The 24,601-nt window shown below is 59.9% G+C and carries 19 protein-coding genes and 2 tRNA genes; 5 read left to right on the top strand and 16 right to left on the bottom strand.

Features of this window, described 5'->3' with window-relative positions:
• Nucleotides 1-36 precede the first annotated feature (36 nt).
• Complete coding sequence (gene rlmB / locus NL64_RS14470) at nt 37-804, bottom strand: 23S rRNA (guanosine(2251)-2'-O)-methyltransferase RlmB (RefSeq protein ID WP_007995003.1); 768 nt, start codon at nt 802-804, stop codon at nt 37-39.
• Complete coding sequence (rnr, locus tag NL64_RS14465; RefSeq protein WP_034148750.1) at nt 801-3,431, bottom strand: ribonuclease R; 2,631 nt, start codon at nt 3,429-3,431, stop codon at nt 801-803. The genes rlmB and rnr overlap by 4 nt, the downstream gene beginning before the upstream one ends.
• Nucleotides 3,432-3,656: 225 nt before the next feature.
• Between rnr and NL64_RS14460 the strand changes: the two genes are divergently transcribed.
• From NL64_RS14460 to NL64_RS14445, 4 genes are all read left to right on the top strand, one after another.
• Nucleotides 3,657-3,743: transfer RNA gene (locus NL64_RS14460), tRNA-Leu, on the top strand.
• 165 nt (nt 3,744-3,908) lie between these two features.
• Nucleotides 3,909-3,995: transfer RNA gene (locus tag NL64_RS14455), tRNA-Leu, on the top strand.
• A 335-nt stretch (nt 3,996-4,330) separates the two neighbouring features.
• On the top strand, nt 4,331-5,341 hold the full coding sequence (locus NL64_RS14450) for an extracellular solute-binding protein (protein WP_034148749.1): 1,011 nt from the start codon (nt 4,331-4,333) through the stop codon (nt 5,339-5,341).
• On the top strand, nt 5,341-6,906 hold the full coding sequence (locus NL64_RS14445) for an ABC transporter permease (RefSeq protein WP_034148748.1): 1,566 nt from the start codon (nt 5,341-5,343) through the stop codon (nt 6,904-6,906). Before NL64_RS14450 ends, NL64_RS14445 begins: the two co-directional genes overlap by 1 nt.
• Before the next feature lie 98 nt (nt 6,907-7,004).
• On the opposite strand, the gene NL64_RS14440 is transcribed toward NL64_RS14445, so the two are convergent.
• From NL64_RS14440 to NL64_RS14385, 12 genes are all read right to left on the bottom strand, one after another.
• Entirely contained in the window at nt 7,005-8,939 is a 1,935-nt protein-coding gene (locus tag NL64_RS14440) for a methyl-accepting chemotaxis protein (protein WP_034148747.1), read from the bottom strand.
• Between the two features lie 150 nt (nt 8,940-9,089).
• Entirely contained in the window at nt 9,090-10,379 is a 1,290-nt protein-coding gene (locus NL64_RS14435; RefSeq protein ID WP_034148746.1) for an adenylosuccinate synthase, read from the bottom strand.
• 54 nt (nt 10,380-10,433) lie between these two features.
• On the bottom strand, nt 10,434-11,621 hold the full coding sequence (locus NL64_RS14430; protein ID WP_034148745.1) for an ATP phosphoribosyltransferase regulatory subunit: 1,188 nt from the start codon (nt 11,619-11,621) through the stop codon (nt 10,434-10,436).
• Between the two features lie 311 nt (nt 11,622-11,932).
• On the bottom strand, nt 11,933-12,802 hold the full coding sequence (hflC, locus tag NL64_RS14425) for a protease modulator HflC (RefSeq protein WP_008064109.1): 870 nt from the start codon (nt 12,800-12,802) through the stop codon (nt 11,933-11,935).
• Complete coding sequence (gene hflK, locus NL64_RS14420; RefSeq protein WP_034148744.1) at nt 12,802-13,974, bottom strand: FtsH protease activity modulator HflK; 1,173 nt, start codon at nt 13,972-13,974, stop codon at nt 12,802-12,804. Before hflK ends, hflC begins: the two co-directional genes overlap by 1 nt.
• Nucleotides 13,975-14,070: 96 nt before the next feature.
• Nucleotides 14,071-15,372 (bottom strand): ribosome rescue GTPase HflX, encoded by a 1,302-nt coding sequence (gene hflX / locus NL64_RS14415; protein WP_034148743.1) that lies wholly within the window; start codon nt 15,370-15,372, stop codon nt 14,071-14,073.
• Nucleotides 15,373-15,384: 12 nt separating this feature from the next.
• Complete coding sequence (gene hfq, locus NL64_RS14410) at nt 15,385-15,645, bottom strand: RNA chaperone Hfq (protein WP_007902656.1); 261 nt, start codon at nt 15,643-15,645, stop codon at nt 15,385-15,387.
• Between the two features lie 92 nt (nt 15,646-15,737).
• The gene (miaA, locus tag NL64_RS14405) at nt 15,738-16,709 is read right to left on the bottom strand and encodes a tRNA (adenosine(37)-N6)-dimethylallyltransferase MiaA (RefSeq protein WP_034148742.1); all 972 of its coding nucleotides are present in this window, start codon (nt 16,707-16,709) and stop codon (nt 15,738-15,740) included.
• Nucleotides 16,709-18,619: a DNA mismatch repair endonuclease MutL gene (mutL, locus tag NL64_RS14400; RefSeq protein ID WP_034148741.1), complete on the bottom strand. Its 1,911-nt coding sequence runs from the start codon at nt 18,617-18,619 to the stop codon at nt 16,709-16,711. Before mutL ends, miaA begins: the two co-directional genes overlap by 1 nt.
• Nucleotides 18,616-20,046, bottom strand: coding sequence for an N-acetylmuramoyl-L-alanine amidase (locus NL64_RS14395; protein ID WP_034148740.1), 1,431 nt, complete (start codon nt 20,044-20,046; stop codon nt 18,616-18,618). Before NL64_RS14395 ends, mutL begins: the two co-directional genes overlap by 4 nt.
• Complete coding sequence (gene tsaE / locus NL64_RS14390; protein ID WP_034148739.1) at nt 20,047-20,517, bottom strand: tRNA (adenosine(37)-N6)-threonylcarbamoyltransferase complex ATPase subunit type 1 TsaE; 471 nt, start codon at nt 20,515-20,517, stop codon at nt 20,047-20,049.
• Entirely contained in the window at nt 20,505-22,004 is a 1,500-nt protein-coding gene (locus tag NL64_RS14385; protein ID WP_034148738.1) for a bifunctional ADP-dependent NAD(P)H-hydrate dehydratase/NAD(P)H-hydrate epimerase, read from the bottom strand. The genes tsaE and NL64_RS14385 overlap by 13 nt, the downstream gene beginning before the upstream one ends.
• Before the next feature lie 63 nt (nt 22,005-22,067).
• Here NL64_RS14385 and queG point away from each other — a divergent pair, with 63 nt between their 5' ends.
• Nucleotides 22,068-23,132: a tRNA epoxyqueuosine(34) reductase QueG gene (queG, locus tag NL64_RS14380; RefSeq protein WP_034148737.1), complete on the top strand. Its 1,065-nt coding sequence runs from the start codon at nt 22,068-22,070 to the stop codon at nt 23,130-23,132.
• Between the two features lie 87 nt (nt 23,133-23,219).
• Here the strand turns inward: queG and NL64_RS14375 are convergent, their stop codons facing one another.
• On the bottom strand, nt 23,220-23,831 hold the full coding sequence (locus NL64_RS14375; RefSeq protein WP_034148736.1) for a trimeric intracellular cation channel family protein: 612 nt from the start codon (nt 23,829-23,831) through the stop codon (nt 23,220-23,222).
• 219 nt (nt 23,832-24,050) lie between these two features.
• Entirely contained in the window at nt 24,051-24,593 is a 543-nt protein-coding gene (gene orn, locus NL64_RS14370) for an oligoribonuclease (RefSeq protein WP_008035288.1), read from the bottom strand.
• Between the last annotated feature and the right edge of the window lie 8 nt (nt 24,594-24,601).

Here is a 24,601-nt window from a genome sequence, read left to right as displayed (position 1 = left end):
TCGCCAGCAAGCCAGCTCCTATAGGTTATGCGGGAATCAGGACTTCTTGGCGGCAGCCTTGGCTTTGACGCTGCGCTGACGCTGGGCTTCGAACAGGCAGACGCCGGTTGCCACCGAAACGTTGAGGCTGCTGACGCTACCGGCCATCGGCAGGTTCACCAGATAGTCGCAATGCTCGCGGGTCAATCGACGCATGCCCTTGCCTTCGGCACCCATAATCAGGATGGTCGGACCAGTGAGGTCCTGGTCATACAGGCTGACCTCAGCTTCACCAGCCGTACCGACAACCCACAAGCCGCGCTGCTGGAGTTTTTCCAAAGTGCGCGCCAGGTTCGTCACGGCAACCAGCGGAATCACTTCCGCTGCGCCGCAGGCGATTTTTCGTACAACCGGAGTCAGGGTCGCTGACTTGTCCTTCGGCACAATCACCGCCAGCGCGCCCGCCGCATCGGCGGAACGCAGGCAGGCACCGAGGTTGTGCGGATCGGTCACGCCGTCGAGCACCAGCAGCAACGGCGCGCCTTCGGTGCGATCGAGCAACTCGTCGAGCATCGCCTCACCCCAGACCTGGCTCGGACTTACGTCCGCGACCACGCCCTGGTGCACGCCTTCAACCCAGGCGTCCATTTCACGGCGCTCGGCCTGGCCGACCTGGACCCGATTTTCGTTGGCCAGCTCAATCAGCGTCTGGACCCGAGGGTCATTGCGACCTTCCGCCAGCCAGATCTGCTTGACGCGTTTCGGGTGATGACGCAGCAACGCTTCTACCGCATGCACGCCGTAGATTTTTTCCAACTGACTCATGGCTTGGCCTTAGGTTTACGCGCCCCGCCGCTTTTCGCAGCCGGAGCGGAACCCGCTTTTGGCGGGCCTTTACGATGTTTGCTTGGTTTTGCTGGCTTGCCGCCGGGGGCCTTTTCAGGCGCCGACCGTCCGGTCTTTCCCGCAGACGCCGCTTTACCGCCGCTTTTCGCATCGGCCAGCAAGGCCTTTTTCATTTCACGACTTTTGCGCACTTCGGCATTTTTAGCCGCTGCATCGCTCGGGCGATAGGCTTCGACAGCCTTTTCCTTGGCAGGACGACGACCGGTTTTCGCCGGGGCCGGCTCTGCTGCGGTTTTGGCGGCTGGCGCTGCGGTTTCAGTGCCGCGTTTTTTGCGACCGATCGGCGCGCTGATGGTTTTTTCAGCCATCTCGAAGTCGATCTTGCGCTCGTCGAGATCGACGCGCATGACACGCACTTCAACGGTGTCGCCCAAGCGGAAGCTGCGACCGGTACGCTCACCGGCCAGGCGGTGGTGCACAGGATCGAAGTGGTAGTAATCGCCCGGCAGCGCGGTGACGTGCACCAGGCCTTCGACGTAGATGTCGGTCAGCTCAACGAACAGACCAAAACCGGTCACTGCGGTAATCACACCCGGGAACGACTCGCCCACGCGATCTTTCATGAACTCGCACTTGAGCCAGTTCACTACGTCACGGGTCGCTTCGTCGGCACGGCGCTCGCTCATCGAGCACTGCTCGCCGAGTTGCTCCAGGGCCGCCTCGTCGTACGGATAGATGCGTGCCTTCGGAATAGTCATCGCACCAGCACGGCGAACGTGCGGGGTGTCCTGTTTCGAATGGATCACGCTGCGGATTGCCCGATGCGTAAGCAAGTCCGGGTAGCGGCGAATCGGCGAAGTGAAGTGAGTGTACGCTTCGTAATTCAGGCCGAAGTGACCCTGGTTATCAGCGCTGTACACCGCTTGGCTCAACGAACGCAGCATGACGGTCTGGATCAGGTGGAAATCCGGACGATCCTTGATCCCGGCCAGCAGTGCCTGGTAATCCTTCGGCGATGGGCCGTCCTTGCCTTTGTGCAGGGACAGACCCAGCTCGCCAAGGAACGCGCGCAGTTTTTCCAGACGCTCCGGTGGCGGGCCATCGTGAACGCGGTACAGCGCAGGAATTTCGTGCTTTTTCAGGAATTCAGCGGTGGCCACGTTGGCCGCCAGCATGCATTCCTCGATCAGCTTGTGCGCATCGTTGCGCACGGTCGGCCGGATTTCGGCGATCTTGCGCTCGGAGCCGAAGATGATCCGGGTTTCCTGGGTTTCGAAATCGATCGCGCCACGCACATGACGGGCGGCCAACAGCACCTTGTACAGCGAGTAGAGCTGCTTGAGGTGCGGCACAACGTCGGTGTACTCACCGCGCAGCTTGCGCGCTTCGGTGGCTTTCGGCGTTTCGAGCATCGCGCTGACTTTGTTGTAAGTCAGACGAGCATGGGAGTGGATCACCGCTTCGTAGAAGCAGTAGTCGGTCATTTCGCCGGATTTGGAGATGGTCATCTCGCAAACCATGGCCAGACGATCGACTTGCGGGTTCAGCGAGCAAAGTCCGTTGGACAACTGCTCAGGCAGCATCGGGATCACGCGCTCGGGGAAGTACACCGAGTTGCCGCGAACCTGGGCCTCGGCATCCAGCGCCGAACCGAGTTTCACGTAGCTGGATACGTCGGCGATCGCCACGTACAACTTCCAGCCGCCGGAGAACAGGCGCAGCTTGCCCGGACGGGCTTCGCAGTAGACCGCATCATCGAAGTCGCGGGCATCTTCGCCGTCGATGGTGACGAACGGCAGATGACGCAGGTCGATGCGCTTCTCTTTGTCTTTTTCTTCGACTTCCGGCTTGAGCTTGCCGGCTTCCTTGAGCACGGCGTCAGGCCAGACGTGAGGAATGTCGTAGGTACGCAGGGCGACATCGATTTCCATGCCCGGTGCCATGTAGTTGCCCACAACTTCAACCACGTCGCCTTGCGGCTGGAAGCGTGGCGTCGGCCAGTGAGTGATCTTCACTTCGACGAACTGACCGATCTGCGCGTTGGCGTTACGACCCGGCGTCACCAGCACTTCCTGCTGGATCTTCGGATTGTCGGCAACCACGAAACCGATACCGCCCTCTTCGAAATAGCGGCCGACGATGGTTTCGTGAGCGCGGGACACCACTTCAACGATCATGCCTTCGCGGCGACCACGACGGTCCAGGCCGGAAACACGGGCCAGGGCGCGGTCACCGTCGAACACCAGGCGCATTTGCGCCGGACTCATGAACAGGTCGTCACTGCCGTCGTCCGGTACCAGGAAACCGAAACCGTCACGGTGACCGCTGATGCGACCGAGGATCAGGTCGAGCTTGTCCACCGGTGCATACGTGCCGCGACGGGTATAGATGAGTTGAGCATCGCGCTCCATGGCGCGCAGTCGGCGGCGCAGGGCTTCGATCTGGTCTTCTGTGGTCAGACCAAACTCTTCGACCAGCTGCTCGCGGTTAGCAGGCGAACCTCGATCAGCAAGGTGCTGAAGGATCAGTTCGCGGCTAGGGATAGGGTTTTCATATTTTTCCGCTTCACGAGCGGCCTCGGGATCGAGGGACTGCCAATCGGCCATTAGAGAGTTTTCACCTTGTCTATATGCGGGTTAGTTTGGCATAGGCGTAATGAAACGGGAAATTTCAAGCTAAGACGACCCATCTAAAGCCCTGTATCGACACATCAAAGCTGATTTGCAGACCGCTGGCGAAATTTTCCAGGTTTTTTTGATGTCGGGGGTTTACAGTTAAAAAGACGCTCCGTATAGTGCGCGCCATCGACGACGGACAACGTTGCCGATACTGCCCAGATGGTGAAATTGGTAGACACGCCAGCTTCAGGTGCTGGTGACCGCAAGGTCGTGGAAGTTCGAGTCTTCTTCTGGGCACCAATTTCGAGCTTGAGATTAGATCAATTTCAAGGCTCACACAAAACCCGCGAAAGCGGGTTTTCTGCATTCTGGACCACTGGTTTATTAATTTTAATCAGGGGTTTACAGATCAAAACGCTCTCCGTATAGTGCGCCACATCAACAGCGGCAACGCTGAAGATGAATGCCCAGATGGTGAAATTGGTAGACACGCCAGCTTCAGGTGCTGGTGACCGCAAGGTCGTGGAAGTTCGAGTCTTCTTCTGGGCACCAATTCAAATTCAAGGTTACGATCTTGGATTTCACAGAAACCCGCGAAAGCGGGTTTTTGCGTTTCTGCCCTTCTGAAATTTTCAGCGCTGAGCCTTTTGTGGCGAGGGAGCTTGCTCCCGCTGGGCGCGAAGCGGCCCGAGTTCTTCCTTGAGTCAGATCCCGCCTGCAGAATATACGACTACTTCGCAGCCGAGCGGGAGCAAGCTCCCTCGCCACAATGAGCATCCTCACCCTGCCCCAACAGAACGACTCCCTCACTGCAAGGCGCATTTGAGAAACAATATCGTTTATCATTGTTGCAAGTTTTTGCAATGCGACAGTGAGGAACCCTGCGAATGATGTTTCGAAATACCCTGCGCCGCGGCCTGACCATCACCCTGCTCGGCCTGGCAATCGCCACTCCCCTCACCCAGGCTGCTGATCCAGTTTCCCTGACACTCTATAACGGTCAACACAAGGAGGTCGGCGATGCCATCGCCAAAGCCTTCGAAGCCAAGACCGGCATTCACGTCAATGTACGCAAAGGCAGCAGCAACCAGCTCGCCAGCCAAGTCGTCGAAGAAGGTGATCGCTCCCCCGCCGACGTGATCTACACCGAAGAATCACCACCGCTGAACAAACTCGGTGAACAAGGGCTCCTGGCCAAGGCCGACGATTCAACCCTGGCGGTTCTGCCCAAGGAATACGTCGCCGGCAATGGCACCTGGATTGGCGTAACCGCCCGGGTTCGCGTCGTTGCCTTCAACCCGAAACTGATCGATGAAAAAGACCTGCCGAAATCGGTGATGGAATTCTCCGATCCGAAATGGCAAGGCAAGGTCGGCTTCGTGCCTACCAGCGGTGCATTCCAGGAACAAGCCGTTGCGATCATCAAGGTCCACGGCATGGACGCCGCCGAAGAATGGCTGACCGGCCTGCGCGCATTCGGCAAGACCTACAGCAACAACATGGTCGCGTTGAAGGCTGTGGAAAACGGCGAAGTGGCCACTGTTCTAGTGAACAACTACTACTGGTTCGCCTTGCAGCGCGAAAAAGGCCAGCTGGATTCGAAACTGCACTACTTCACCGGTGGCGACGTCGGTGGATTGATCACGGTTTCCAGCGCCGCCGTACTTAAATCCAGCAAGCATCCAAAAGAAGCCCAGCAATTCCTCGCCTACATGGCCAGCGAAGAAGGTCAGCGCGTGATCACCCAGACCACCGCTGAATATCCACTGCACAAGGGCATGGAGTCGGATCGCGGCCTCAAGCCGTTCAGCGAACTGGAAGCACCAAACGTCACGCCAGCCGACCTCGGCAATGCCGAAGAAGCCCTGGACCTGGAACGTGATGTTGGTCTGAACTGATGAACCCATCGCTTCCCGCACCCACAGCACACGGCGGTTACGTACCGCGGCGCAAGCAGCCATCGATCTGGCTGCTGCTGCCGGTTTTGTTGCTGGTCGTACTCAGCCTGCTGCCACTGGCCTATGTCGGGCTCAAGACCTGGCAAGCGGGTTGGGCCGAAGCGCTGCATCTGCTGTGGCGGCCGTATGTGTTTGGTTTGCTGCGCAACACCCTTGCGCTGATGGTCGGCGTTACGCTGGCGTGCGGCGTGATCGGCCTGTCGCTGGCGTGGCTGCTGGAACGCAGTAATCTGCCGGGACGGCGGCTCTGGGGCGTGATTCTGTGCCTGCCGTTCGCCGTACCAGCGTTCGTCAGCAGCTTCACTTGGGTTTCGCTGAGCGCTCAGTTCGAAGGTTTGGGCGGGGCGATTCTGGTGATGAGCCTGTCCAAATATCCGCTGATCTTTCTGCCGGTCGCGGCAACCCTGCGCAATCTTGACCCGTCCCTGGAAGAGTCTGCCCGCACCCTCGGTCAGAATCGCTGGGGTGTGTTCTTCAAAGTCACCCTGCCCTTGCTCTGGCCATCGCTGCTTGGCGGCTCCCTGCTGATCGCCCTGCACATGCTGGTGGAGTTCGGCGCGCTGTCGATCATCGGCCTGCAAACCTTCACCACAGCGATCTATCAACAGTTTGAGCTGGAATTCAGCAACGCCAACGCCGCGATGCTGTCGGCGGTGTTGCTGGCCCTGTGCTTGATGCTGCTGTGGCTGGAATTGCGCGTTCGCGGCAAGGGCCGACACGTTCGCACAGGGCAAGGCGCAGCGAGGCAAGCGGAGCAGGTTCGTCTGGGACCGTGGGCGATCGCCGGACAACTTTACTGCCTGTTGCTGGCCATTATCGGCAGCGGCATTCCGCTGGGGATGCTGGCGTATTGGCTGGCCGTGGGCTCGTCGGCGGCATTCCCGGTGGCAGCCATCGGAGAAGCGCTGCTTTCGTCCCTGGCGCTGTCGCTGGGCGGCGCGGCGCTTTGCCTGGTTCTGGCGGTGCCGGTGGGACTGTTGGTCGTGCGATACAAAGGCCAATTGGCAATCTGGGCTGAACGCTTGCCGTATCTGCTGCATGCACTGCCAGGATTGGTCATCGCACTGACCCTGGTCTATTTCGCCTTGCACTATGTGCCAGCGCTGTACCAGACGTCGGCATTGTTGCTGATCGCTTATGCGCTGCTGTTTCTGCCGCTGGCTCAGGCACCGATCCGCACGGCGCTGAACAAGGCCGCACCGCAACTGGAAGAGGCGGCCCGTACGCTGGGTGCATCGTCGTTCAGCGCGTTCTGCCGAGTGACCCTGCCGATCATCTTTCCGGCGCTGGGAGCGGCGTTCGCGCTGGTGTTTCTGGATGCGATGAAGGAGCTGACGGCGACCTTGCTATTGAGCCCGACCGGGCTTAATACGCTGGCTACCGAAGTTTGGGCGCATACCGCGAATGTGGAATTTGCGGCGGCGGCGCCTTATGCGGCGCTACTGATATTGGTGTCGGGGTTGCCCGTCTACCTGTTAACGACCCGGATGTATTTGAGCCGCTGATAAAGCAAAAAGATCGCAGCCTGCGGCAGCTCCTACAGTGAAACGCGTATTCCCATGTAGGAGCTGCCGCAAGCTGCGATCTTTTGATCTTTAAGGCATCAAGCCCTGAACTGCCCCAGGCTCGCCTTCAACTGCGCCGCCAACCCATCCAGCACTTTGCCGCTGGCCGTGGTTTCCACCACCGCCTGAGCCGCTTTCTCGGCCTGCGCATGAATGGTCTCGACCCGACCACGCACCGCCTGTGCGCCTTGCGCCTGATGTGCCGCCGCCTGGGTCGCCAGACCGATCGCCGCATGCACTTGCTCCACCGACGCCTGCACTGATTGCTGCAACCGCGCACTGTCACGCAACACCAGCAAACCTTCGCTGGCCTGGCGCCCGGCCTGCCCGATCGCCGCCACCGCCTCGCGTGCGCCCTGCTGCAGCGCGACAATATGCGCCTGAATATCGCCCGTGGAGCTCTGGGTCTTGCTCGCCAGCGCCCGAACCTCGTCAGCCACCACCGCAAACCCGCGTCCGGTTTCCCCGGCTCGCGCCGCCTCGATGGCCGCGTTCAGCGCCAGCAGGTTGGTTTGCTCGGCGATCCCGTGAATCACCGTCAGCACCACTTCAATCTGCTCACTTTGCTGCGCCAATCGCTCGATGACTTGCGCCCCGGTATCGACCTGACCGGCCAACGCCTCGATCAGACCGCCGACTTTCGCCGAGGTCCGAGTGTTTTCATCAGTGGCCTGGCGGATATCCACAACCTGTTTCAAAGCCGCTTGCATGGCATGGCTTTCCGACTGAGCTTCGTCCGCCATCCGCGACAACGCACGCAGGCTCTCGGCCACTTCATCGCGCTGCAGGCCCGCCGCCGCATCGGCGCCGGCATTGCGCAGGGTCATGGCGCCGATTTCCACGCCGGTACGTTGGGCCACATCACCCGCCTCCCGCACGATCGGCTGCAATTTATCCACAAAACGGTTGACCGCCGAGGCCATGTCGCCGATTTCGTCCTTACTGTTGATCTGCACACGCTTGGTCAGATCACCTTCGCCAGCGGCCAGATCGTCCATGGCGGCAATCAGCATTTTCAGGCGGTTAACCACTCGACGCCCGAGTACCACGGCGAGCAACAGCAGAACGCCGGCGCCTACCAGCGCCAGGCCCATGCCGATGCGCCAGCGCAAAGTGGCTGCCGCTTCCTGCACGGTGCTGGTGGTGTTGGCTTTCATTTCAGAGGCGGTGGACTGAGCGGAGGTCAGGCGCGCACGCATTGCGGCTGCGCTGTCCGCCGCCGCGCCCTTGAGGCTGTCGCCCACCAGTTGATCGCTGCTGGCAATCAGGGCCGAGAAGCGCTTGTCGAGGGCCGCGAGATCGGTTTCCACCGAAGCCGTGGAGACACCCATCAAGACCTTGCCGATTTCCACGCCATTGGGATTGATCGAGGCCTCGAGGTAGTAGACCGACGGATCGTTCTTCGCCGCGTCCAACACCTTGTCCAGCGCCCGTTCACCCTGACCTTTTTCCAACAAGGCCTTGTTGATCGGATTTTCCCGGTTGAGGTAGCGCGTCAGGTGTTGACCTGTTGCGTCGTCGTACACGACGAACAACACGTTGGGATTGCGCTGCGCCCGGCGGGCGAATTCGGAAAGGGTCGGAACGTCGCTGTCCCACATGGCGCGGGGTGCGACCGACGCCAGAAGCTGCGCCATGTCATTGGCGGAGTCCTTCAGGTCTTTTTCCAGCGTGGCCCGCAATTGCGCCTGCTCCTCCTCCAAACGCGAGGACAAACCGGCCGTGAGTCGTTGACGCGTACTGGTGGAGAGGCTGTCGAGACTCGAGGTGACTTCACGCCCCGCCTGCTCAAGTTCGCCGGAGAGTTTTTGACTGTCCGCCCCCAGACGCACACCCAAGTCTGCTTCCAGCGCAGTCACTGTGCTCCGGGTCAGGGCAACAGCCACCAGCACCTGCACCAATAGGGCGATACCGAGGGTAACGAACACTGGCCGCAAGAGACGGCTTTGTAACAATGAGAGAACGGCCGACACTTGATATCCCTCTGCATAAGCGCCATTAAATTGATGGCACGCCAAAAGTGGCGTTTTAATCAAAGCTAATAGCAAAGGTCATGCCGTCCAACAGGCATAAACGACAAAGGCCCCGATTAAGGGGCCTTTGTGTTTTACATCAACAGCTTATCAGGCAAACGGATGGCGCAGAACGATGGTTTCGTTGCGGTCCGGACCCGTCGAAATAATGTCGATCGGTGCAGCGATCAGCTCTTCGACGCGCTTGATGTAAGCACGAGCATTAGCTGGCAGCTCTTCCAGGGTTTTGGCACCCACGGTCGACTCGGTCCAGCCAGGCACTTCTTCGTATACAGGCTGCAGACCTACGTAGCTGTCCGCATCAGTCGGGGCAACCGCATTACCTTGTGCATCTTTGTAGCCGACGCAGATATTGATGGTTTCCAGACCGTCGAGTACGTCCAGCTTGGTCAGGCAAATGCCCGAGATGCTGTTCACATCGATAGCGCGACGCAGGATTACGGCATCGAACCAGCCACAACGACGAGCACGGCCGGTCGTCGCGCCGAACTCGTGACCTTGTTTGGCCAAGTGCGCGCCGACTTCGTCGAACAGCTCTGTCGGGAATGGACCCGAACCTACACGCGTGGTGTAAGCCTTGGTGATGCCCAGAATGTAGTCCAGGAACATCGGACCAACGCCCGAACCGGTAGCAACGCCGCCAGCGGTGGTGTTCGAACTGGTCACGTACGGGTAGGTGCCGTGGTCGATGTCCAACAGGGAACCTTGGGCGCCCTCGAACATGATGTCTTTGCCAGCGCGACGCAGGTCGTGCAGCTCGGCAGTCACGTCCAGCATCAGCGGCTTGAGCAGCTCAGCGTATTCTTTGCACTCGGCCAGGGTCTTGTCGAACTCGATGGCTGGCTCTTTGTAGTAACCCACCAGCATGAAGTTGTGGTAATCCACCAGTTCACGCAGCTTGTCTTCAAAGCGCGGCATGTTGAGCAGGTCGCCCACACGCAGGCCACGACGTGCAACCTTGTCTTCGTAAGCCGGGCCGATGCCGCGACCGGTGGTACCGATCTTCAGCTCGCCACGGGCCTTTTCACGGGCCTGATCCAGCGCAACGTGGAAGGACAGGATCAGCGGGCAGGACGGGCTGATACGCAGGCGCTCGCGCACCGGCACACCCTTCTCTTCCAGCTTGGTGATCTCGCGCAGCAGGGCGTCAGGTGCAACCACCACGCCGTTACCGATCAGGCACTGCACGCCTTCGCGCAGCACGCCCGACGGGATCAGGTGCAAGACGGTTTTTTCGCCGTCGATCACCAGGGTGTGACCAGCGTTGTGGCCACCCTGGTAGCGCACTACGGCGGCAGCATGTTCGGTCAGCAGATCAACGATCTTGCCTTTGCCCTCATCACCCCATTGGGTGCCCAGGACTACGACATTCTTACCCATAACACTTGTCCTCATTCGCGCAAACTTGGTGCCGGCGGCAGCCGGCAGGAAAACTCAAGAAGCCAGTGGCGATACTTGCCAAAGCCCGTTCTGCTGAATCAATTGCCGGTCGCAGTCCGCTTCACGGGCGGCGGCCAAAGGTTGCCCAGGCAAAGCCTGAACGACACGCTGACCCTCACTGCGCAACTGGCAAACCTGCTGCCAGAGTGCCGCATCCGTACTGTCAGGCATCCAGATACCGCCAGACGGTAGCTCGATCTCAGCACGCCCCAGGGTCACCAGGGTTTTCAAATCGGTGGAGAAGCCGGTTGCCGGACGGGCGCGACCAAAATCGGCGCCGATGTCGTCGTAACGACCGCCCTGGGCAATGGACTGGCCAACACCCGGCACGAACACCGCGAACACCACACCGGTGTGGTAGTGGTAACCGCGCAACTCGCCCAGGTCGAAGTAAAGCGGCAGCTCCGGGAAACGCACGGACAGACGCTCGGCAATCGCCAGCAAATCGTCCAGCGCCGCGAGAACCGGGGCCGGCGCCTTGGCCAGACGCTCACGCGCAGCTGCCAGCACTTCACGACCGCCACACAGATCGACCAACGCCCGCAGCATGCCCGACAGATCGGTCGGCAGGCCTTCGGTCAAGGTAATGACCTCATCAATGGCCTTGCGTTGCAACGCATCGAACAACTGTTGTTCAACTTCACCGGACAAACCGGCGGCACGGGCCAGGCCGCGGTAGATACCGACATGCCCCAGATCCATGTGCACATCTGGCACATCGGCCAGTTGCAGCATGGCCAGCATCAGGCTGATGACTTCGACGTCGCTGCTCGGGCTGCCATCGCCATACAACTCGGCGCCCAACTGGATCGGGCTGCGCGAGGACGACAAGGCACGGGGCTGAGCATGCAGCACACTGCCGGCGTAGCACAGGCGGCTCGGACCTTCGCGACGCAGGGTGTGCGCATCGATACGCGCGACCTGTGGCGTGATGTCAGCGCGGAAACCCATCTGCCGGCCCGACTGCGGGTCGATGACCTTGAAGGTACGCAGATCCAGGTCCTGGCCCGCGCCGGTCAGCAGGGATTCCAGGTACTCGATATGGGGAGTCACGACGAACTCGTAACCCCAGCTCTGGAACAGATCCAACACCTGACGACGCGCGACTTCAATGCGCGCCGCTTCCGGTGGCAGTACTTCTTCGATGCCATCTGGCAGCAGCCAGCGGTCTACCGTTGCCATTACGCCATTCCCCTATGATCCGGGCGGCAAGCCTTTGGGCGAGCCTTGAGTGAAGCAGAAAATGATCAGCTCAGCGCAAACCCCGCGCATGAGCGACGAAGCGAAAAGCCTGAAATGGGCTTCGCCAAGCACTTTCCTCGTAAAACCTGTCGAGCCGTCAGGCTCGGGCATCCGCACAAAACAGCAATCAAACATGCAGACGCAAAAAAGCCGGGAATTTCCCGGCTGCCGCATCATACACACGTTTTCCCAAAGGATCACCCCGCCAGAGGTTTTAGCCGCCCGGCGGGATGAATCAGGTCAACGTCGTATCAAGGCTTGGCTTTTTCCAGGTAGTGGAAGAAGTCACTGCTTGGGTCGAGGACCATGACGTCGGATTTGTTCGCGAAGCTTTCACGGTAGGCACGCAGGCTACGATAGAACGCGTAGAACTCCTGATCCTGACCGTACGCCTTGGAGTAGATCGAAGCGGCCTGGGCATCACCGTCACCGCGAATCTCTTCGGATTCACGATAGGCTTCAGCCAGCAGCACGCGGCGTTGACGATCGGCGTCGGCACGGATGCCTTCAGCCAGCTCGTTACCCTTGGCGCGGTGCTCGCGAGCTTCACGCTCACGCTCGGTGCTCATACGTTCGAACACGCTACGGTTTACTTCTTTCGGCAGGTCGATGGTCTTGACCCGAACATCGACAACTTCGATGCCCAGTTCTTTTTCGGCCATCTTGTTCAGCGAAGCCGTGATATCCGCCATCAGCGCATCACGCTCACCGGACACGACTTCGTGCAAGGTGCGCTTACCGAACTGGTCACGCAGGCCCGATTCCAGACGACGAGACAGACGCTCGTCGGCAATCTGCTTCAGACCGGAAGTCGCGGTGTAGAAACGCTCAGCGTCCTTCACGCGCCACTTGGCGTAGGCATCGACCATTACGGCTTTCTTTTCCAGCGTCAGGAAGCGTTGCGTCGGTGCATCCAGCGTCATCAGGCGGGCGTCGAATTTACGCACCTGGTTAACGTAAGGCACTTTCACATGCAGCCCAGGCTGAACATCGGTCTGGACCACGCGACCGAACTGCAGCAACACCGCACGCTCGGTCTGAGCCACGATGTAGAAGCAGTTCCAGGCAGCGATCGCCACGACGACGCCGACAATAAGGGCGATCAGCGATTTATTGCTCATCAGCGACTCTCCCTGGTACGTGCTTGCTGTTGCTGCAGATCAGCTGCCGCACGCGCATTCGCTTCATTGCTGCTGGCTGCCGCGCCGGTCACCGGAGTGCTGGAGCTGCGACCACTTTCGACCATCTTGTCCAGCGGCAAGTACAGCAGATTGCTCTGGCCATTCTTGTTGCCGGTCACGAGAACCTTGCTGGTGTTGCTGAAGACTTCCTGCATGGTGTCCAGGTACAGACGCTGGCGGGTAACTTCAGGTGCCTTGCGATACTCGGCGACCAGTTTGGTGAAGCGATCACCCTCACCCTTGGCACGCGAGACGGTTTCGTCACGGTAACCATTGGCATCTTCGAGAATGCGCTGGGCCTGACCACGGGCTTCCGGCACGACGCCGTTGGCATAGGTTTCAGCCTGGTTACGCGAACGCTGCTCGTCTTCACGGGCACGGATTACGTCATCGAAGGCTTCCTGTACTTCACGCGGTGCCGCTGCGCTCTGCACGTTGACCTGGGTGACAGTGATACCGGTGCGATACGTATCCATGAAGCGTTGCAGACGCTCCTTGATTTCGCTGGCCATCAATTCACGACCTTCGGTCAGCACCTGGTCCATCGCGGTGGAACCCACCACATGGCGCAAGGCACTGTCGGTCGCGTGCTGCAGACTGATTTCCGGCTGATCGACGCTCAGCACGAAGTCCTGCAGGTTGCTGATCTTGTACTGCACGGTCAGCGGCACTTCGACGATGTTTTCGTCTTCGGTCAGCATCTGGCCTTGCTTGGTGTACGCACGCTCACGCGTGACGTTTTCCATGTACTTCTTGTCGATCGGCGGGAAATAGATGTTCAGACCCGGGCCGACAGTTTCGTAGTACTTGCCGAAGCGCAGCACCACGGCTTGCTCCTGCTCGTCGACTACATAGACCGCGCTGTACAGCCATACGGCCGCCAACACGACCAGACCGATGCCGAGCAGGCCGCCGAAGCCGCCACTCTTGCCCGATCCACCGCCGTCATCACCGCGTTTCTTACCACCACCGAACAACCCGTTGAGGCTTTCCTGCAGCTTTCGGAAGGCCTCGTCGAGATCTGGCGGCCCCTTGCGATCGCCGTTATTACGGCGCTTGCCACCCCAAGGATCCTGATTATTCGAGTTGCCACCCGGCTCATTCCAAGCCATAGCGCTCTCCATCTGATAAAGCAAAGACGCACCCACGGCGCGCCGACCAATGCTACAGAATGCCTGTCACCACGGCACAACCGCTTTCTCAGGCTTTTATTGCAAAGTGTGTTGCTCGATGAATTCCATCGGCTGCAATCCTTCGCGGCTTACCAGTCGATTCAACTCGACCCGGGGCAAACGAACGGCCAGCAAACTGATGCCTTCTTCGTCGTGTTCTTCTTTTTGCACCGCACCGAGTTCGAAAAACTGCGCACGCAGTCGAGCGAATCGTTGCGGCAAGCGCAGGGTACCGATAAACAAATCACCGCCGAGTAACTCGGCAATGGCTTGCTCAAGCAATTCCAGACCAGTGCCATCACGCGCAGACAGCCAGACCCGCTGGGGTTTGCCGTTTTCATCGCGCTGGATTTGTGGCTCAACGCCTTCAAGCAAATCGAGTTTGTTATAGACCTCGAGGATCGGCAAGTCCTGGGCACCAATCTCGCCCAACACCACCATCACTTGCTCGATCTGCAACATGCGATCCGGTTCGGCCGAGTCGATCACGTGCAACAACAGGTCGGAGTTGCTCGACTCTTCGAGGGTAGACCGAAATGCCTCGACCAGCTTGTGGGGCAAGTGGCGAATAAAACCTACCGTGTCCGCCAGGACAATCGGCCCCAGGTCGTCCAGATCCAGACGACGCAGGGTCGGGTCCAGCGTGGCAAACAATTGGTCAGCCGCGTAGACGTCGGATTTCGTCACGTTATTGAACAGCGTGGATTTACCGGCGTTGGTATATCCCACCAGCGACACGGTAGGGATATCTGCACGCGAACGGCCACGACGCGACTGCTCACGCTGGCTGCGCACTTTCTCCAGCCGGCCCTTGATCTGGCGCAGGCGAACCCGCAGCAAACGGCGGTCGGTTTCCAGTTGGGTTTCACCCGGGCCACGCATGCCGATACCGCCACCCTGGCGCTCAAGGTGAGTCCAGCCGCGAACCAGCCGGGTGCTCATGTGGTCAAGCTGGGCCAGTTCTACCTGGAGCTTGCCTTCATGGGTACGGGCGCGTTGGGCGAAAATATCGAGAATCAGACCGGTACGGTCGATCACGCGACACTCGAAAACACGTTCGAGGTTACGTTCCTGACTGGGCGTGAGGACGTGATTGAAAATCACCAGATCGGCTTCTTCGGCTTTAACCAGGTCGCGCAGTTCCTCGACCTTGCCGCTGCCAATCAGGAATTTGGCGGTTGGCCGATGACGCGGCACGTTAAAAAACGCAACGGTCTCGGCGCCGGCCGAATTAGCCAATTCCTGAAACTCCTGCGGATCTTCGCGCGCCTCAGGGTCCTGTCCATCCAAGTGAACGAGGATGACTCGCTCACCACCACCGTGGCGCTCAAAGAACAAAGGAGACTCCTATCAGGCGTTACCTGGCTCAGCATCACCCGCTTCCGATTCGGTTGCGCTAGGCAGACGAATTGGACGAACCGGCACTACTGTAGAGATAGCGTGTTTGTAGACCATTTGGCTGACGGTATTTTTCAGCAAAATAACGAACTGGTCGAAAGATTCGATCGTACCTTGCAATTTGATCCCGTTGACCAGGTAGATGGACACCCCAACTTTCTCTTTACGTAAAGTATTCAAGTAAGGGTCTTGTAGCGAATGCCCTTTTGACATGTGCCGCACTCCTTTAAGGATTCAATATAAAAATAGGTGAAAAAATGGCTTTGGCCGCCCCACCCCCAAGGATAGACGGCAATTGCAAGGACTCAGCTCAATATGGAGATGGTCCCCAAGTATTTCAAGGCGCGCGGCAGATTGTCGCAATCCAGGCTGTCCAGCCAGTGTAAATCAGCCCAACTGCGCAACCAGGTGAACTGGCGCTTTGCCAATTGGCGCGTGGCAATGATTCCACGCTCCTGCATCTCGGCTGACGTCAGTTTGCCATCCAGGTAATCCCAGACTTGTCGGTAGCCTACCGCACGTATAGACGGCAACCCGGCATGCAGGTCACTTCGCTTACGCAGGGCTACGACCTCGTCGATGAATCCCTGTTCCAACATTAAAGTGAATCTTTGTTTAATTCGCTCGTGAAGTACCTGACGATTTGCCGGAGCAATGGCCAAGTTCGCGACAGTATAGGGCAATTGTTGACGTCCCGAAGCGGCTGCTTCAGTACTTTGCGCAGATTGTTGCAAGCGTAGCTCAGTCATGCTCTGACCGCTCACGCGATATACTTCCAGTGCTCGACTGAGACGCTGCGGATCGTTCGGGTGAATGCGCGCAGCGGAAACCGGGTCGATGATCGCCAATTGGTCGTGCAAGGCTTGCCAGCCAAGGCGTGCAGCTTCTTCTTCGATCTGCGCACGGACCTCGGGGTCGGCTGCCGGCATGTCCGCCAGACCTTCGAGCAAAGCCTTGTAGTAGAGCATTGTGCCGCCTACCAACAGCGGAATTTTTCCTCGCGACGTGATCTCGGCCATGGCTTCGAGGGCATCACGGCGAAAATCCGCGGCCGAATAGCTCTCTGCCGGGTCAAGAATATCGATCAAGCGGTGCGGAAACTGCGCCAAAAGTTCTTTGGAAGGCTTGGCGGTGCCAATGTCCATGCCACGGTAAACCAGCGCCGAATCGACACTGATCAGTTCGCAAGGCAGGACTTTGGTGAGTTCGATGGCCAGGTCGGTCTTGCCGGCGGCGGTGGGGCCCATCAGGAAAATCGCAGGTGGGAACTGGTTCATCAACGACCGCGCAAAAACAGTTTGTCCAGATCGTCCAGGCCCAATTGGGTCCAGGTCGGTCGGCCATGGTTGCATTGACCGCTGCGCTCGGTGTTTTCCATGTCGCGCAGCAGACCATTCATTTCCGGCAGGGCCAGGCGCCGATTTGCACGAACCGCGCCGTGGCACGCCATGGTCCCAAGCAGTTCGTTGATGTGCGCCTGAATGCGATCGCTGGTGCCGTACTCCATCAGGTCGGCCAATACATCAGCGACCAACCGGTTGGCTTCCGCCTGCTTGAGCAAAGCCGGAATCTGCCGAATGGCCAGCGTTTCCGGGCCGAGGCGCTGCAATTCAAAGCCCAGGCGCTGGAACCAGGCGACATGCTCTTCAGCACAATCGGCTTCACGCTGACTGACCGCCAGGGATTCCGGCACCAGCAGCGGTTGCCCGCTCAAGCCTTCGCTGGCCATCGCGACTTTCAAGCGTTCGTACATGATCCGCTCGTGAGCGGCGTGCATGTCGACCAGCACCAACCCCTGAGCGTTTTCCGAAAGGATGTAGATGCCTTTGAGCTGCGCCAGCGCATAACCCAGCGGCGGGATGTCGTCTTGCCCGGCCGGCAGCGCTACCGCATTGGCCTCGGGCAACGGCGCGAAGAATTCGCGATAGGCCGCTTGCGCTTCAGCTACCGGCACACCGGACTGCGGGCGTGGCGTGTATTGATACTGATAACCGGCGCCAGCGCCTGAACCGGCAGGCGTGTTGAACGAAGGCTGAGCCTGTGGCTGCTCCAGCAACGCATTGGCCGCCAGGCGCATTTCGCCCTGTGGCCCGAATTCACCGGCATCCAGACCGGTCGGCCGAACTATCGCCGTCGCAACCGGCGCCGCCAGATGATCATCCGGCCGCACATCGCCCAAAGCACGGTGCAAAGTGCCGTAGAGGAAATCGTGAACCATGCGCCCTTCACGGAAGCGCACTTCGTGCTTGGTCGGGTGCACGTTGACGTCGACGCCGGTCGGATCGACTTCGAAAAACAGCACGAACGTCGGGTGCCGACCATTGAACAGCACGTCGCGATACGCCTGGCGCACTGCGTGGGCGACCAGTTTGTCGCGCACGGCACGGCCATTGACGAAGAAATACTGCAAATCCGCCTGGCTGCGGTTGAACGTCGGCAAACCGACCCAACCCCACAAATGCAGGCCATTGCGCTCGATTTCGATCGGCAGCGCCTGCTCCAGGAAACCCGGGCCGCAAATCGCCGCCACGCGCCGGGCGCGGGCCGCGTCATCGTGGGCCTCATGCAGGCTGAGGATGGTCTTGCCGTTGTGGCGCAGGTGGAACGCTACGTCGAAGCGTGCCAGGGCCAGACGCCTGATCACTTCTTGCAGGTGATCGAATTCGGTTTTTTCGGTCTTGAGAAACTTGCGTCGCGCCGGGGTGTTGAAAAACAGGTCGCGAACTTCCACCGAGGTGCCCACCGGATGGGCTGCCGGTTGCACGCGAGGCGCCATGTCCCGGCCTTCGGTCTCGACCTGCCACGCCTGATCGGCATCACGGGTGCGCGACGTCAGGGTCAGGCGCGCCACGGAGCTGATCGACGCCAGCGCCTCGCCACGAAAACCCAGGCTCATGACCTGTTCGAGGTCTTCCAGGTTGCGGATCTTGCTGGTGGCGTGACGCGCGAGGGCCAGCGGCAGGTCATCGGCAGAAATACCGCTGCCATCGTCGCGTACCCGCAGCAGCTTGACGCCGCCCTGCTCCACATCGACATCGATACGCTTGGCGCCGGAGTCGAGGCTGTTTTCCAGCAACTCCTTGATCACCGAAGCCGGGCGTTCAACCACCTCACCGGCGGCAATCTGGTTCGCCAGTCGCGGGCTGAGCAGCTCGATGCGAGCGCCGTTGAGCACGACCTGATTCATTCTTTGGCCGCCAGGTCATTACCCGGGATGGTCAGGTGCTGACCGATCTTCAGCTCATCGCTCGACAGGTTGTTCGCACTGCGCACGGCGGCCGGGGACACCTGATAACGCACGGCGATCATCGCCAGCGTCTCGCCCGGGCTTACCCGGTGGTCGCGGGGCCCCTGAGCAATTTTGCCAGAGTCACGCAGCCAGGCGATGTAAGTGCCCGGCGGCGGGTTTTGCTGGAAGAACTGCCGCACGCCGCTGCTGATCGAACGCGCCAGCGCCTGCTGGTGAGTCGCTGCCGCGAGTTTCGAGGCTTCGTTGGCGTTGGAGATAAACCCGGTTTCCACCAGGATCGACGGAATGTCCGGCGACTTCAGCACCATGAACCCGGCCTGTTCGACGCGCTGCTTGTGCAGCGGCGTGACCCGGCCAATGTTGCTCAGTACTTTTTGACCGACGTTGAGACTGGAGGTCAGGGAAGCCGTCATCGACAGATCAAGCAGCACGCCAGCGAGCATGCGGTCCTTGTCGTCGAGGCTGACGTTGCCGGCGCCACCGATCAAGTCGGAACGGTTTTCACTGTCGGCCAGCCAACGGGCAGTCTCGGAAGTCGCGCCGCGATCAGACAGGGCGAACACCGAAGCACCGAAAGCTGCGGCCGAAGGCGCGGCGTCGGCGTGGATCGAGACGAACAGGTCGGCGCCCTTCTTGCGGGCGATTTCGGTACGGCCACGCAACGGAATGAAATAGTCGCCGGTGCGGGTCAATTCGGCGCGGAAACCTTTCATGCCGTTGACCTGGCGTTGGGTTTCACGGGCAATCTGCAGCACCACGTCTTTTTCACGCTGACCGCGAGAACCGGAAGCACCAGGGTCTTCGCCACCGTGACCAGCGTCGATCACCACAACGATGTCGCGTTTGCCGGCCGGGGCTGGCGGCAACTTGATTGCCGGTTCCGTCGGCGTGACCGGCACGGCAGGCACCGTGGCCACCGAAGGCGTCGGTGCTGGCGGCGGCGCGGCATCGGCCGGGTTATCGAACAGGTCGACCACCAGTCGGTTGCCGTACTGGGCGTTGGGGGCCAGGGAGAAACTTTTCGGAGTAACGGCCTTTTTCAGGTCGATGACCACCCGCAGATCGGTCGGCGTGCGCTGTGCCGAACGCATCGCGGTGATCGGAGTGTTGGAGGTGTTAACGTTCAGCGGTGCGCCAAGGGACGCGCCGTTGATGTCGATCACCAGGCGATCCGGTGCCGACAGGGTAAAAACACTGTGCTGGACGGGACCGGTCAGGTCAAACACCAGTCGAGTGTTGTCCGGCGCCCGCCACAGGCGAACACTGTTGACCTTCGTCTCGGCCACAGCGTCGACGGTCACCGCCAAAAACAACACCCCTACGGCAGCAACCAACGCGCGAAAGCGCATACCTAACCCCATCATTTATTTGGATTCCAATGCCAAAGCGGCACACCACGACTCGCCACGCGAGCCCTGGGACAAAATTTTCAGCGAACGCCCGCTGTCTTGCGGGCTAATGGTAATGGTCAGGTCAGGCTTTGGCAAAAAGCCTGCACCCTTGTCGGGCCATTCGATCAGGCACAACGCGTCATCTTCGAAGTAGTCGCGAATGCCGAGGAACTCCAACTCTTCCGGATCGACCAGACGGTACAGGTCGAAATGGAAGGCGCGAATGTCGCCAATCTCGTAGGGTTCGACCAATGTGAACGTCGGACTTTTTACCGCCCCGACATGCCCAAGCCCGCGAATAATCCCCCGCGACAGCGTGGTTTTCCCCGCGCCCAAATCCCCTTCAAGAAAAATCAGACCGTGCCCTTGTGTCGTTTGGGCGATGCGCGTACCAAACGCGGTCATCGCCGCTTCATCAGCCAGGTACAGGGTTACTTCAGACACGGTGCTTGCTCCTCCAACAACTGACGAATGGCCGGGATCAGATCACTGGCCGCCAGCCCACGGCCAAATTTACCTTGTTGCTCGCCGGCATTGGCGTGCAACCAGACCGCCAGGCACGCGGCATCAAACGCTTTCATGCCCTGAGCAAGCAACGCGCCCACCAGACCGGCCAGCACATCGCCCAACCCTGCGGTTGCCATCGCCGGATGACCTTGATGACACACGGCCAACTGACCGTCAGGGCTGGCTATCAAACTGCCGGCGCCTTTGAGCACCACGACCGCTGTATATTTTTTGCTCAAGGCATGAGCCGCCGCAGGGCGATCGGCCTGGATTTGCGCCGTGGTCATGCCCAGCAATCGCGCCGCTTCACCCGGATGCGGTGTGATCACACACTCCTTGGGCAAAGTCACACGTTCCTCGGCCAACATGTTTAGCGCGTCGGCGTCCCAGACTTGCGGCAACGGGGCGTTGGCGGCGGCTGACAAAAGACTGCGCCCCCAACCGGCCTGCCCCAGGCCTGGTCCGACGACCAACACGGAAACTTTTTGCAGCAATTCCATCAGCTGATTGGCCGACGAAGTGCCCAATACCATCGCTTCGGGGATTCTCGCCAGCGCGGCTGGCACATGTTCGCTACGCGTCGCGACGGAAACCATGCCGGCACCGCTACGCAGCGCACTTTGCGCACTGAGCAGGATCGCACCACCCAAACCGCGATCGCCACCGATCAGCAGCACATGGCCGAACTTGCCTTTATGGGAAGCGGGTGGACGCGCGGCCAAGCGCGGCAGATTGCCCACTGTCAGACGACGAGCACTGATTGGCGCGCCTTCAAGTAACTGCGGATCGGCGTGCAAGTCGTTGAATACCAATTCGCCCACTGCATCCGCTGCATCGCCGGTGAACAGCCCCAGTTTCAAACCAATGAAAGTGACCGTCAGATCGGCGCGCACCGCATGGCCGAGTCGACGACCGGTATCAGCGCACAGCCCCGACGGAATATCCACCGCCGCCACTGACAAGCCACTGGCATTGATCGCGGCGATGGCGCTGGCAAACGGCTCACGCACTTCACCGGTCAGGCCGGTGCCGAGCAAGGCGTCCAGCACAACGCCCTGCAGTTCCGATTGCACGGTCCAGGGTTCGATGGACACTTTGGCCGATACCGCCTCGGCATGGGCCAACGCCGCATCACCCTGTAGCCGCTGGGGATCGCCCACTGCCAGCACCCGAACCGACCAACCGGCGCGCTGCGCCAGCACCGCCACCAGATAACCGTCGCCAGCGTTGTTACCGTGACCGGCCAGCACGCTCAATACATTGGCCGTCGGCCATTGGCGGACCAGCGCACGCCAGGTCGCCCGCGCCGCGCGCTGCATCAATTCGAAGCCCGGTGTGCCGGCCGCGATCAGGCTCGCATCGAGTCCTCGGACCTGCTCGGCGCTATACAGCGCGTCGGGTAAATCATCTTTAGTGTGCGGCATGCGTCTTCGGGCTCCGATGTCTGGCAGAATTATACGCACCTCAGCTCCGGTTTCTCTCGCCTCATGCCCGCAATTACCACAGACCTGCCCGCCCTCGCCCAATCCATCAAGGACTGGGGCCGCGAGCTGGGCTTCCAGCAAGTCGGCATCAGCGGTCTCGACCTGGGCGAGCATGAGCAGCATTTGGAGCGCTGGCTCGAAGCTGGCTACCATGGCGAAATGGACTACATGGGCGCCCATGGCAGCAAACGCTCGCATCCGGAAGAGCTGGTGCCGGGCACGTTGCGCGTAGTTTCCTTGCGTATGGATTACCTGGCGGGCGACACGCAAATGGCGCACATGCTCGCCCAACCGGAAAAAGCCTACGTCTCGCGTTATGCCTTGGGCCGCGATTACCACAAATTGATCCGTAAACGCGTGCAGCATCTGGCGGAAAAAATTCAGGCGGTGATCGGTCCGTTTGGTTATCGCGCGTTCGTCGACAGCGCTCCAGTGCTGGAAAAAGCCATCGCCGAACAGGCCGGCCTGGGCTGGATCGGCAAAAATACCCTGGTCTTGAATCGCAAGGCCGGCAGTTACTTCTTCCTCGCCGAACTGTTCGTCGATTTGCCGCTGCCGGTGGACCCGCCCCACGCCACCGAACACTGCGGCCGTTGCAGCGCCTGCCTCGACATCTGTCCGACCAACGCCTTTGTCGGCCCATACGTACTGGACGCCCGACGCTGCATTTCCTACCTGACCATCGAGCTCAAAGGCGCCATCCCCGAAGACCTGCGACCACTGATCGGCAACCGGGTGTTCGGTTGCGATGATTGCCAGATCGTCTGCCCGTGGAACCGCTTCGCCCGTCCGTCCGGCGAAAGCGACTTCAAGCCGCGACACAACCTGGACAACGCCGAACTTGCCGAGCTGTTCATGTGGGATGAGGAAAAATTCCTGAGCAGCACCGAAGGCTCGCCCCTGCGCCGCACCGGTTACGAAAACTGGTTGCGCAATCTGGCGGTGGGGTTGGGCAATGCGCCTTCAACGATTCCGGTGGTGGAAGCCCTCAAGGCGCGGCGTGAACATCCGTCCGAACTGGTCCGCGAACACGTCGAGTGGGCCCTGAAACAACACGGACTCCTGTAGGAGCTGCCGAAGGCTGCGATCTTTTGATTTTGATTTTTTAAGATCAAAAGATCGCAGCCCTCGGCAGCTCCTACAGGGATGGCGGTGTCAGGCTTCGTCGTTGTAGACGAATTTGGGCATTTCCCAGTGGAAACGAATGGCGAGCAAGCGCAACAGAAATCCGCCAAATAACGTGATCAGAATCGCCTGCTCTCCCGGCAAATTCAGGTACAGACAGAGCATGTAACACCACGCCGCGGCGAACGAAACGCTGGCGTAGAGCTCACGGCGGAAGATCAGCGGAATGTCGTTGCAGAAGATGTCCCGCAGGATCCCGCCAAACACCCCGGTGATCACCCCGCTGACCGAGGCGACCAACATGCCATGGCCCATTTCCAGGGCAGTCATGCAGCCAATCAGGGTGAAGGCCACCAGACCGACGGCATCGAGCACCAGAAACAGCGAACGCAAATGACGCATCCAGCGTGCGGTGAACACCGTAACCATCGCCGCGATGGAGGTCAGCACCAGGTATTCCGGGTGTTTTACCCACGTCAGCGGGTAGTGGCCGAGCAACACGTCGCGCACCGAACCACCACCCAGCGCCGTCACGCAAGCGATCAGCACCACGCCGAACCAGTCCATGCCGCGACGGCCCGCAGAGAGCGCGCCGGTCATGGCTTCGGCGGTGATGGCGATCAGGTAGAGCATCAGCAACATGGTAGCGATCCTTGCAAAAAGGCGCGCAGTCTACTCACTTCCCCAAGGCACCAAAAGAGGGCCTAAGAAGGTAATGTGGCGAGGGAGCTTGCTCCCGCGGGAGTGCGAAGCGCTCCCTTGCATTCTTCCAGTCAGACCGCATTTGCAGTCCTTACGACTGCTGCGCAGCCGAGCGGGAGCAAGCTCCCTCGCCACAAAAGCCCCGCGCCAGCCACCGAATCAGAACTTGATGAAGTGCTTGCGGTAGTGCTGCAACTCGGCGATGGACTCGCGGATGTCGTCCAGGGCCAGATGAGTGCTGCCCTTCTTGAAGCTGTCGCGCACGTCCGGCGCCCAGCGCGCGGCCAGCTCTTTGAGCGTGGACACGTCGAGGTTGCGGTAGTGGAAGAAGCTTTCCAGCGATTTCATGTGGGTATAAAGGAAGCGACGGTCCTGGCAGATGCTGTTGCCGCAAATCGGCGACTTGCCCTTCGGCACCCATTTCTCCAGGAAGGCGATGGTTTCAGCTTCGGCTTCGGCCATGCTGATGCGGCTGTCGCGTACGCGTTGCGTCAGGCCCGAGCCACCGTGTTGACGGGTATTCCACTCATCCATGCCGGCGAGAATTTCATCGCTGTGGTGAATAGCGATCACTGGGCCTTCGGCCAAAGTGTTCAAATCACTGTCGGTAACGATAGTGGCCATCTCGATGATGACGTCGGTATCAGGGTTCAGACCGGTCATTTCCAGGTCGATCCAGATCAGATTCTGCGGGTTTTGCATGTGTAGGC

This window comes from Pseudomonas fluorescens (assembly GCF_000802965.1).
Classification (GTDB): Bacteria; Pseudomonadota; Gammaproteobacteria; order Pseudomonadales; family Pseudomonadaceae; genus Aquipseudomonas; species Aquipseudomonas fluorescens_A.
The sequence above is the reverse complement of the archived record's forward strand: the minus strand, read 5'-3'. Positions and strand labels throughout refer to the sequence as shown.

Coding starts and splice junctions, on each gene's coding strand:
- rlmB (WP_007995003.1), bottom strand. CDS start 804: ATGAGTCAGTTGGAAAAAATCTACGGCGTGCATGCGGTAGAAGCGTTG.
- rnr (WP_034148750.1), bottom strand. CDS start 3,431: ATGGCCGATTGGCAGTCCCTCGATCCCGAGGCCGCTCGTGAAGCGGAA.
- NL64_RS14450 (WP_034148749.1), top strand. CDS start 4,331: ATGATGTTTCGAAATACCCTGCGCCGCGGCCTGACCATCACCCTGCTC.
- NL64_RS14445 (WP_034148748.1), top strand. CDS start 5,341: ATGAACCCATCGCTTCCCGCACCCACAGCACACGGCGGTTACGTACCG.
- NL64_RS14435 (WP_034148746.1), bottom strand. CDS start 10,379: ATGGGTAAGAATGTCGTAGTCCTGGGCACCCAATGGGGTGATGAGGGC.
- NL64_RS14430 (WP_034148745.1), bottom strand. CDS start 11,621: ATGGCAACGGTAGACCGCTGGCTGCTGCCAGATGGCATCGAAGAAGTA.
- hflC (WP_008064109.1), bottom strand. CDS start 12,802: ATGAGCAATAAATCGCTGATCGCCCTTATTGTCGGCGTCGTCGTGGCG.
- hflK (WP_034148744.1), bottom strand. CDS start 13,974: ATGGCTTGGAATGAGCCGGGTGGCAACTCGAATAATCAGGATCCTTGG.
- hfq (WP_007902656.1), bottom strand. CDS start 15,645: ATGTCAAAAGGGCATTCGCTACAAGACCCTTACTTGAATACTTTACGT.
- miaA (WP_034148742.1), bottom strand. CDS start 16,709: ATGAACCAGTTCCCACCTGCGATTTTCCTGATGGGCCCCACCGCCGCC.
- mutL (WP_034148741.1), bottom strand. CDS start 18,619: ATGAATCAGGTCGTGCTCAACGGCGCTCGCATCGAGCTGCTCAGCCCG.
- NL64_RS14395 (WP_034148740.1), bottom strand. CDS start 20,046: ATGATGGGGTTAGGTATGCGCTTTCGCGCGTTGGTTGCTGCCGTAGGG.
- NL64_RS14385 (WP_034148738.1), bottom strand. CDS start 22,004: ATGCCGCACACTAAAGATGATTTACCCGACGCGCTGTATAGCGCCGAG.
- queG (WP_034148737.1), top strand. CDS start 22,068: ATGCCCGCAATTACCACAGACCTGCCCGCCCTCGCCCAATCCATCAAG.
- NL64_RS14375 (WP_034148736.1), bottom strand. CDS start 23,831: ATGTTGCTGATGCTCTACCTGATCGCCATCACCGCCGAAGCCATGACC.
- orn (WP_008035288.1), bottom strand. CDS start 24,593: ATGCAAAACCCGCAGAATCTGATCTGGATCGACCTGGAAATGACCGGT.